Origin of the sequence: Kitasatospora sp. MBT66, assembly GCF_000710405.2 — a bacterium.
Taxonomy (GTDB): Bacteria; Actinomycetota; Actinomycetes; order Streptomycetales; family Streptomycetaceae; genus Kitasatospora; species Kitasatospora purpeofusca.
Genome location: NZ_JAIY01000007.1, coordinates 340,806 through 349,541 on the forward strand (window position 1 = coordinate 340,806; position 8,736 = coordinate 349,541).

At 72.1% G+C, this 8,736-nt stretch carries 9 protein-coding genes; 7 read left to right on the forward strand and 2 right to left on the reverse strand.

The genetic code is table 11. The features are described 5' to 3' along the window. Both BI06_RS51000 and BI06_RS21060 read left to right on the forward strand, forming a co-directional pair. Positions 1–394, forward strand: a 394-nt coding sequence (locus tag BI06_RS51000; RefSeq protein ID WP_158516448.1) for a hypothetical protein, incomplete at its 5' end; no start/stop codon positions are given. A 347-nt stretch (positions 395–741) separates the two neighbouring features. Continuing rightward, positions 742–2,553, forward strand: a complete 1,812-nt coding sequence (locus BI06_RS21060; protein ID WP_082558605.1) for a glycosyl hydrolase family 18 protein — start codon at positions 742–744, stop codon at positions 2,551–2,553. Between the two features lie 148 nt (positions 2,554–2,701). On the opposite strand, the gene BI06_RS21065 is transcribed toward BI06_RS21060, so the two are convergent. Beyond that, complete coding sequence (locus BI06_RS21065; RefSeq protein ID WP_030391643.1) at positions 2,702–3,262, reverse strand: MarR family winged helix-turn-helix transcriptional regulator; 561 nt, start codon at positions 3,260–3,262, stop codon at positions 2,702–2,704. Positions 3,263–3,432: 170 nt separating this feature from the next. Here BI06_RS21065 and BI06_RS21070 point away from each other — a divergent pair, with 170 nt between their 5' ends. The 4 genes from BI06_RS21070 to BI06_RS21085 all read left to right on the forward strand — a co-directional run bounded on the left by BI06_RS21070 (position 3,433) and on the right by BI06_RS21085 (position 8,226). Next, a complete protein-coding gene (locus BI06_RS21070; protein ID WP_233290239.1) occupies positions 3,433–4,770 on the forward strand; it encodes an MFS transporter in 1,338 nt (445 codons plus the stop codon). Positions 4,771–4,942: 172 nt separating this feature from the next. Beyond that, entirely contained in the window at positions 4,943–6,571 is a 1,629-nt protein-coding gene (locus BI06_RS21075; RefSeq protein ID WP_082558606.1) for a dolichyl-phosphate-mannose--protein mannosyltransferase, read from the forward strand. A gap of 3 nt (positions 6,572–6,574) precedes the next feature. Beyond that, positions 6,575–7,384: an ABC transporter permease gene (locus BI06_RS21080; RefSeq protein ID WP_233290240.1), complete on the forward strand. Its 810-nt coding sequence runs from the start codon at positions 6,575–6,577 to the stop codon at positions 7,382–7,384. Between the two features lie 254 nt (positions 7,385–7,638). Further along, a complete protein-coding gene (locus BI06_RS21085) occupies positions 7,639–8,226 on the forward strand; it encodes a TMEM165/GDT1 family protein (RefSeq protein ID WP_030391639.1) in 588 nt (195 codons plus the stop codon). A 16-nt stretch (positions 8,227–8,242) separates the two neighbouring features. Here the strand turns inward: BI06_RS21085 and BI06_RS21090 are convergent, their stop codons facing one another. Continuing rightward, a complete protein-coding gene (locus BI06_RS21090) occupies positions 8,243–8,452 on the reverse strand; it encodes a peptidoglycan-binding protein (RefSeq protein ID WP_158516449.1) in 210 nt (69 codons plus the stop codon). On the opposite strand from BI06_RS21090, the gene BI06_RS48235 reads away from it, so the two are divergent. Beyond that, positions 8,451–8,736: hypothetical protein (locus BI06_RS48235; protein WP_199523328.1), on the forward strand; the 286-nt coding region annotated here is incomplete at its 3' end. The two genes, BI06_RS21090 and BI06_RS48235, sit on opposite strands and share 2 nt — an antisense overlap.

The window sequence follows — 8,736 nt, forward strand, 5'->3', positions numbered from 1 at the left end:
CGCCTCGGCCGCGAGTTCGGCGCTCGCCTCGGCGGCGGGCGGGATCTCCTCCTCGCTGGCCTCCGCGGCCTCCTCCGCCCAGGCCGCGGCCTCCTCGGCGCTCGCCGGGGTCAAGGGCGGCCTGGACGCGAAGGCGGACGTCTCGGCGGGGGCGGTGTCCTTCACGGACGGCAAGGCCCAGACGACGCTGACCGTCACCAACCACGAGCAGCAGGGCAGCAACCGGTACGTGATCCAGGTCAACTTCACCGACGACAGCGGCAATGTGCTGGACGCGACCGCGGTGACCGTGCCGGACGTCGAGGCCGGGAAGAGCACCGAGGCGAAGGCGCTCAGCAACCGGGACCTCTCGGGCTCGGTGAAGGCCGTGGTCGCCAATGCCGTCCGCTACTGAGCGGACCCGGCCGGCTCCGGGCCGGCCGTCCGACCTCCTCCGCCCCCGTTGACCCGCAGGTCAGCGGGGGCGGAGGGGTTCCGGGGGAACCTTAACGGCGGCTCAAGGCTCAACATCACCCCTTGACGGGGTAGTTGGTCTAGTCCATTTTAGTGCCCAGGTGCAGGGAGCCCCTGAGCCGGCGTCAGCGGTTCGCCGCTGGCGCCGGTTCGGCATATCCCGGCGTCCGTCAAGGCATGCTCCGTTCGATTCCCCCATCCTGTTCTGTCATGTCCTGGTCGTACGGCCCCACCCCGTGCGCGCGTTCCCGGACCCGGCGGAATCCCCCACACCAGGAGTCAGCACCCATGCTCCGTTCACGCATCGAAAGGGCCGGGGCCCCGGTTCAGGAGGGCGGCCGTCGCAGGCGGTCCAAGAGCCTGACCGCGATCGCCGCCGGCACCACGGCGTCCCTGCTGCTCGGCGCGGGTCTCGCGCTCACCGGTGGCGCCACGGCCAACGCCGCCGTCACCAACTCCACCGGTGCGCCCGCCACCAGCGGTGGCATCAAGGTCGCCTACTTCGACCAGTGGTCGATCTACGCGAACGGGTACTACCCGAAGACGATCCAGGACACCGGCGTGGCCGGGAAGCTGGACTACCTGATCTACTCGTTCGCCAACATCAACCCCACCACCCTCGGCTGTTTCGAGGCCAACAAGGCGGCGAGCCAGGACGAGAACAACCCCAACGCCGGTGACGGCGCGGGCGACTCCTTCGCGGACTACCAGAAGAGCTTCGGTCCGGACATCTCGGTCGACGGCGTCGGCGACGTCTGGGGCCAGCCGATCGTGGGCAACTTCAACCAGCTGAAGAAGCTGAAGGCGAAGAACCCCAAGCTCAAGGTCCTGATCTCGCTGGGCGGCTGGACGTACTCCAAGTACTTCTCGGCGGCGGCCGCCACGGACGCCTCCCGCAAGAAGCTGGTCTCGTCCTGCATCGACATGTTCATCAAGGGCAACCTGCCGGTCGAGGCCGGCTACGGCGGCCCGGGCTCGGCGGCCGGCATCTTCGACGGCATCGACATCGACTGGGAGTACCCGGGCGGCGGCGGCCACACCGGCAACCTGTCGAGCCCGAACGACAAGCAGAACTTCACCCTGCTGCTGAAGGAGCTGCGCGAGCAGCTCGACGCGCAGGGCAAGACCGACGGCAAGAGCTACTACACCGCGGCCGCGGTGGGTGCCGGCCAGGACAAGATCAAGAACGTCGAGACCGACAAGATCGGTCAGTACCTGTCGTTCCTCGACATCATGACGTACGACATGCACGGTGGCTGGGAGTCCAAGGGCCCGACCAACCACCAGGCGCCGATCTACGCCGGCCCGAACGACCCGATGACCCCGGTCCCGGGCGGCACCGGCAAGTACTCGGTCGACTCGGCCGTCAAGGCCTACACCGCCGGTGACCAGCAGTACGGCATCCCGGGCGGCTTCCCCGCGAACAAGATCAACGTGGGTGTGCCGTTCTACTACCGCGGCTGGACCGGCGTCCAGAACAACGGCAAGAACGGTCTCTTCCAGCCCGCCACCGGCCCCGCCGCGGGTGCCTCCATGTCGGGCAACGTCGCGGGCATCCAGATGTACAAGGAGCTGGCCGGCTTCGTCGACAACCCGGCGAAGACGTACTGGGACGAGGACGCCAAGACGACCTACTTCTACGACGGCAGCACCTTCTGGTCCGGTGAGGACGCCCGCTCGATCCAGGCCAAGCTGGACTACGCGCACTGCAACGGCCTCGGCGGTTCCTTCGCCTTCTCGCTGTACGACCTGGGCACCAAGACCAGCCTGTTCGACAAGATGGTCGAGGCCACCAACGGCTCCGCCGCGGGCTGCCCGGCGCCGCCGGTGACCACCCCGCCGACGACCCCGCCGACCACGCCGCCGACCACCCCGCCCACGACCCCGCCGACCACGCCGCCCACGACTCCGCCGACCACGCCGCCGACCACCCCGGCCGGCTGCGCGGGCGCCCCGAGCTGGGACGCGGCCGCCACCTACGCGACCTCGACCAAGGTCTCCTGGAAGGGTCACTACTACACCAACAAGTGGTGGACCAAGGGCGACGACCCGACCGCCAGCGGCGCCTGGGGCGTCTGGACCGACAACGGCCCCTGCTGACCCAGTAGTAACGACCGGGTGAGGACCTGACGGACCCTCGCACCTGTCGCACCGAGCGTCCGGCCCGCCGGGGGACACCCCCGGCGGGCCGGACGTCTTCTGCTGTCCCGGGGTCGCCCCGGGGCGCGTCAGTCCTGCTCGGCGGCGGTCAGTCCTGCTCGGCGGCGGGCCCCGAGGTGTCCGGCCGGCTCTCCTCGATCCGCCGCAGCATCCGGGCCAGCATCCCGGAGAGCACGGTACGGTCCTCGCCGACGACGTCCTGGAGCAGCTCCTCCTCGAAGACGGCGGCCATCCGCATCGACTCCAGCCACTTGTCCCGGCCGAGGTCGGTCAGCTCAATGATCACCCGGACCCGGTTGTTCTCGTCCCGGTCCCGGGTGACCAGGCCCTCGGCCACCATCCGGTCGACCCGGTGGGTCATCGCGGCCGGGGTCAGCCCGAGCCGCTTGGCCAGCTCGCCCGGCCCGAGCCGGTACGGGCTGCCGGACACCACCAGCGCCTTCAGCACCTCCCACTCCGCGGCCGTGATTCCCAGCACAGTGAGCTGCCGGTCGTAGGCGACGGTCATCCGCCGGGCGACCCGGGACAGGGTCTGCACGATGGTCTCGACCTGGGGGTCCACGGTGGGGAATTCCCGCTGGTAGAGCGCCACCTGCTCGGCGATGCCCAGCTCGCGGGCGGTGGCCGGCGCGGGCTTCTCTGCAGTCATGCGGACCAGTGTCGCATGTGGGGTGCACTCCTTAAGACTTTGACTCCGCACTCTTCCGGTGCTAAGACTTTAGAGTCAAACTTTAGCTCTTAAGTCTTCCGGTCTTAAGAGTATCCAGTGAAAACTGACGAAGCCCTGACGGGCGGAGTCCGCAGGAAGGGGTGTGCACGGTGACCGGCACGGTGAAGCAGCAGAGGCAGCAGCGACGTGGGGCGGGCGGCCCGCTGCGCCGCGTCCAGATCGGGAACGCGCTCAGCGCGTTCGGCAGCGGGTTCACGATGCCGTACATGTTCGTGTACGTGGACCAGGTGCGCGGGCTGGGCGCGCTGGCCGCCGGGATGGTGTTCACCGTCTTCGCGCTGGCCGCGCTCGCCGTGCTGCCGTTCACCGGCCGGGGCATCGACCGCTACGGCCCGCGCCCGGTGCTGCTGGCCGGCGCCGCGCTGGCCGCCACCGGCGCGTTCGCCTTCGGGCACGCCACCGGCACCCCGGCCCTGCTGGTCTCCTCGTTCCTGTTCGGCGCGGGTGTCACCACCTGCCAGCCGGCGCTCGCCACCATGATCGTCCGCTGCTCCACCGCGGCGACCCGCTCGCACGCCTTCGCGCTCCAGTTCACCCTGATCAACCTGGGCATGGGCATCGGCGCACTGGTCGGCGGGCAGATCGTGGACGTCGCCGACCCGGCCAGCCTGACCCGGCTGTTCACCATCGAGGCCGTCACCTTCCTCGGCCTCGCCCTGGTGACCGGCACCGCGCGGATCCCGAAGGCCGCGCCGCTGCTGGTCCAGGACGGCGCCGACGCCCCGCGGGGCCTGCGCGCCCTGGTCGCCGACAAGGCCATGGTCCGGCTCTGCGTGCTCGCCGGGCTGATCTTCTTCACCTGCTACGGCCAGTTCGAGTCCGGCGTCGCGGCCTTCGCCACCGACACCGTCGGCACCGCCCCGTCCACCCTGGGCATCGCCATCGGCGCCAACGCGCTGACCATCGTGGTGCTGCAGATGTTCATGGTGCGGATCACCGCCCGCCGCCGCCGCACCACCGCGATGGCCGCCGCCGGCGTGGTCTGGCTCGGCGCCTGGGCGATGGCCCTGGTGGCCGGTTTGGTCCGGACCGAGGCGATGGCCGCCACGGTCGCGATCGTCTCGATCTACGCCCTGTTCGGCGTCGGCGAGTCGCTGCTGGCCCCGACCATGGGCCCGATGGTCGCGGACCTCGCCCCGGCCCGGCTGCTCGGCACCTACAACGCCGGGTACGCCCTGGTGAAGCAGATCGCGATCGCCGTCGGCCCCGCCGTGGGCGTGCTGCTGGTCGGCTCCGGCACCTGGCCGGTCTACCTGGCGGCGATGGCCGGCTGCACCGTGCTGATCGTGGTCCAGGCACTGCGCCTGCGCCCGTACCTCACCGCGGCCCAGGACAACGCGGCCCCCTCGGCCGGGGACGAGCACGCCCCCGCCACCCCGGTCCGCACCCCGGCCCGACCGGTCCGGGAGCTCCAGGCCGCCGCCTGACCCCGCCGCCCGACCGCCCGCGACGGGCGCCCGACAGGTCACCTGTCCGGCGCCCGTCGCGCTTGGTTTCGCGCCCACCGGCACATAGTGTCGGTGGCTGTTGACCGTCCGGCCCGACCCCCTCGGGGCCGGCACCCGGCGAGAACGGCGAAGCGGCGAGGCTACCGAGACCATGACCCAAGCGGCGCTCACCCATCCACCGGCCGCGACGGAGCCCGCCGCCCCGGCACCGGAGCGGCGAGGGCTGTCGCGCCTGGCGGCGGCCCGCTGGGACTGGCTCGGGCCGATCGCGGTGGCGCTCTTCGCCGGTCTGCTGCGGTTCTGGAACCTCGGCCACCCCAACGCCTTCGTCTTCGACGAGACCTACTACCCCAAGGACGCCTGGTCCCTGCTGCGGCAGGGCTACGAGGGCACCTGGCCGGAGCACGCGAACGAGCAGGTGCTCGGCGTCCCGCAGCAGATCCCGCTCACCTCGGCGCCCGAGTTCATCGCCCACCCGCCGCTCGGCAAGTGGGTGATCTCGCTCGGCGAGTGGGCCTTCGGCCTGCACCCCTTCGGCTGGCGGTTCATGACCGCGCTGCTCGGCACCGTCACCGTGCTGATGCTGGCCCGGATCGGCCGCCGGCTCTTCGGTTCCACCCTGATCGGCTGCACCGCCGCCCTGCTGATGGCCGTGGACGGCCTGCAACTGGTGATGAGCCGGGTCGGCCTGCTCGACGGCGTCCAGATGTTCTTCGTCCTGGCCGCCTTCGGCGCGCTGCTGATCGACCGCGACCACGCCCGGGCCCGGCTCGCCGCAGTCCTCCCCGACCGGGGCGGGGACACCGTCCGGCTCGGGTGGCGGCCCTGGCGGATCGCCGCCGGGGTCTGCCTGGGCGCCGCCGCCGGCGTCAAGTGGAACGGCGTGATGGTGCTGGCCGCCTTCGGCGTGCTCACCGTGCTGTGGGACCGGTCGGGCCGCCGCTGGGCCGGCGCCCGCCGCCCCTGGCGCTCCATGCTCCGCCGGGACGCCGGGCCCGCATTCCTCGCCACGGTCGGCGCCGCCTTCGTCGTCTACGTCGGCGGCTGGGCGGGCTGGCTGTTCACCGGCGGCGGCAAGGGCGCGACCGGCGGCGGCTTCGACCGGCACTGGGCCGACGACCGGGCCGGGCTGTCCCCGGACAGCTTCCTCGGCGTCCCGCTGCCGCAGCTCCCGATGAGCTGGGTGCCCGCGCCGCTGCGCAGCCTCTGGCACTACCACGCGCAGATGTACGACTTCAACACCGGTCTCAGCAGCCCGCACACCTACCAGTCCAACCCGTTCAGCTGGCTGGTCCAGGGCCGGCCGGTCTCGATGTACTGGGAGCAGGTGCCGGCCGGCCAGCACGGCTGCACCGCGTCCGGCGGCTGCGCGGCGCAGATCCTCGGTCTCGGCACCCCGCTGCTCTGGTGGACGGCCTGCTTCGCCCTGGTCTACCTGCTCTGGCGGTGGGCCTTCCGCCGGGACTGGCGCTCCGGTGCGGTGCTGTGCGCGGTGGCCGGTGTCTACCTGCCGTGGTTCCAGTACCAGGAGCGGACGGTCTTCTCCTTCTACATGGTGGTGCTCGTCCCCTTCCTCTGCCTGGCCGTCGCGCAGATGCTGGGCGCGATGGTCGGCCCCGAGGGCTGCCGGCCCGAACGGCGGCGGATCGGCGCCGCCGGGGCCGGACTGGTCGTGCTGGCGATCATGGCCTGCTTCGCCTTCTTCTACCCGCTGTACACGGCGGAGGTGATCCCGATGACGTCCTGGCAGGACCGGATGTGGTTCACCACCTGGATCTGACCGGTGCCCGGTGTCCCGTCGGCCGCCGGCGGGGGACAGCTGCTGCCGGTGACCCCGGCGCTGGGCGCGGTCACCGCAGTGCTGCTGCTGGCCGCCGTCGCGGTCGCGGGGTGGGGCCGGCTCGGGCACGGGCACGCGGTGCTGCGGGCCGGGCTGCGCGCGGTGGTCCAGCTCGCCGCCGTCGCGCTGGTGATCGCCTGGGTGGTCGACTCGCTGTGGTGGTCGGCGCTCTTCGTGCTGCTGATGTTCACGGTCGCGGTGCGCACCGCCGGCCGTCGGATGGTCCCCGACCGGGGGCGGGCCTGGCTGTGGGCGGCCGCGCCGATCGGCGCCGGGGTGCTGCCGGTGCTGGTGCTGCTGCTCGGCAGCGGACTGCTGCCGGCGAAGGGCCTGTCGGTGATCCCGGTCGCCGGCATCCTGATCGGCGGCGCGCTCACCGCCACCTCGCTGTCCGGGCGGCGCGCCCTGGACGAGCTGCGCCAGCGGCACGGCGAGGTCGAGGCGGCGCTGGCGCTCGGCTTCGAGGAGCGGGACGCCCGGATGGAGATCTGCCGGACGGCCGCCGCCACCTCGCTCGTCCCGGCGCTGGACCAGACCCGGACGGTGGGCCTGGTCACGCTGCCGGGGGCGTTCGTGGGCATGCTGCTCGGCGGGGCCTCGCCGGTCCAGGCGGGCGCGGTGCAGTTGTTCGTGCTGGTGGCGCTGCTGGCGGTGGAGTCGACGGCGGTCGTGGTGGTGCTGGAGCTGGTCGGCCGGGGGCTGGTCCGTGTCAGTGCCCCCGCCGCCTCCGCGCCGGGCGGGCGGGAGCGGTGATCGGGTAGTCTGGCCGAGTTGAAGGGGAGTAGCCCTCCACCGGACCGTCGACATACTGGCCCCTCGGGGCCCGGCGCCCGGGGCACTGCGGATCTTCGTCCGACGGGTGCCGGCGAGACCTTCGGCCGCAGTGCTGTGAACGTGGGCGCGTCCGTGCGTCCCGCGTGTCTTCCAACCAGCGCTGTCGGGCCGGAGCGACCCCTGACGGAGCTGCCCGCGGTCCGGCAGCCCGAACCCGAGGGACACCACCCCCGATGAGCCTGACCGTCGCCGCGATCACTTTCGGCATCGTCTTCCTGGCCGAACTGCCCGACAAGACCGCCCTGGCCAGCCTGATGCTCGGCGCCAAGTACCGGGCGAGCTACGTCTTCGCCGGGATCGCCGCCGCCTTCGCCCTCCAGGTGGGCATCGCCCTGGTCGCCGGGCACCTGCTCTCGCTGCTGCCGCAGCGCTGGGTCGAGGGTGTCACCGGTGTGCTGTTCCTGGCCGGCGCGGCGATGCTGCTGTTCCACGGCGGGGGCGACGACGAGGACGGGCACGCCGCCAAGGAGCCGTCCGCGAACAGCTTCTGGAAGGTCGCCGGGGCCAGCTTCGTGGTCGTGGCGATCGCCGAGTTCGGCGACCTGACGCAGATCATGACCGCCAACCTGGCCGCCAAGTACGCCGACCCGCTGGCCGTGGGCCTGGGCGCCTGGCTGGCGCTGTGCGCGGTCGCGGGGATCGCGATCCTGGGCGGGCAGAAGCTGCTGAAGCACGTGCCGATGAAGATCATCATCCGGGTGGCGGCGGGCATCATGGTGCTGATGGCCGTGTTCAGCATCTTCAAGGCGATCACGGGCTGAGGCCCTGGGGCCGGGGTCAGCAGCCGGTGCGCTTCTCCAGCGCGGCCCGGGTGTTGGCCCCGTAGACGCCCTTCTTGTCGCCGCGGACGCCCTGCATGCTCTGGAAGTACGACACGAAGTACTCGGTGTCCCCGTCGAAGTAACCGTTCACGGGGATGTCCGGCGCCATCCAGCACATCACCACGGCGAGCTTCTGCTGCATGGCCTGCACATCGGTGCCCTGCATGCCGTACTGCAGCACCCGGATCGTCGGCGTCGGCGTCGGCGTCGCGGTCGGCGTGGGCGTCACGGTGGCCGTCGGCGTCGGGGTCGGGGACGCCGAGGGGGTCGGGGTGGGGCTCGTCGGCGCCGGCGGCTGGGTGGCCGGGGCACCGGTCGGGGCCGGGGCCGGAACCGGCGGGGCGGCGGCCACGCTGGTGCTCGGGGCGGCCGGCGGCGGGGTGCTCGCGGTCGACCGGGTCGACGTGGGCTTGGTGCTCGCCCGGCTCGGCGTGGGCGTCGGGGTGTCGC

Coding starts and splice junctions, on each gene's coding strand:
- BI06_RS21065 (WP_030391643.1), bottom strand. CDS start 3,262: ATGACTGCAGAGAAGCCCGCGCCGGCCACCGCCCGCGAGCTGGGCATC.
- BI06_RS21090 (WP_158516449.1), bottom strand. CDS start 8,452: ATGCAGGGCACCGATGTGCAGGCCATGCAGCAGAAGCTCGCCGTGGTG.
- BI06_RS21085 (WP_030391639.1), top strand. CDS start 7,639: ATGAGCCTGACCGTCGCCGCGATCACTTTCGGCATCGTCTTCCTGGCC.
- BI06_RS21075 (WP_082558606.1), top strand. CDS start 4,943: ATGACCCAAGCGGCGCTCACCCATCCACCGGCCGCGACGGAGCCCGCC.
- BI06_RS21060 (WP_082558605.1), top strand. CDS start 742: ATGCTCCGTTCACGCATCGAAAGGGCCGGGGCCCCGGTTCAGGAGGGC.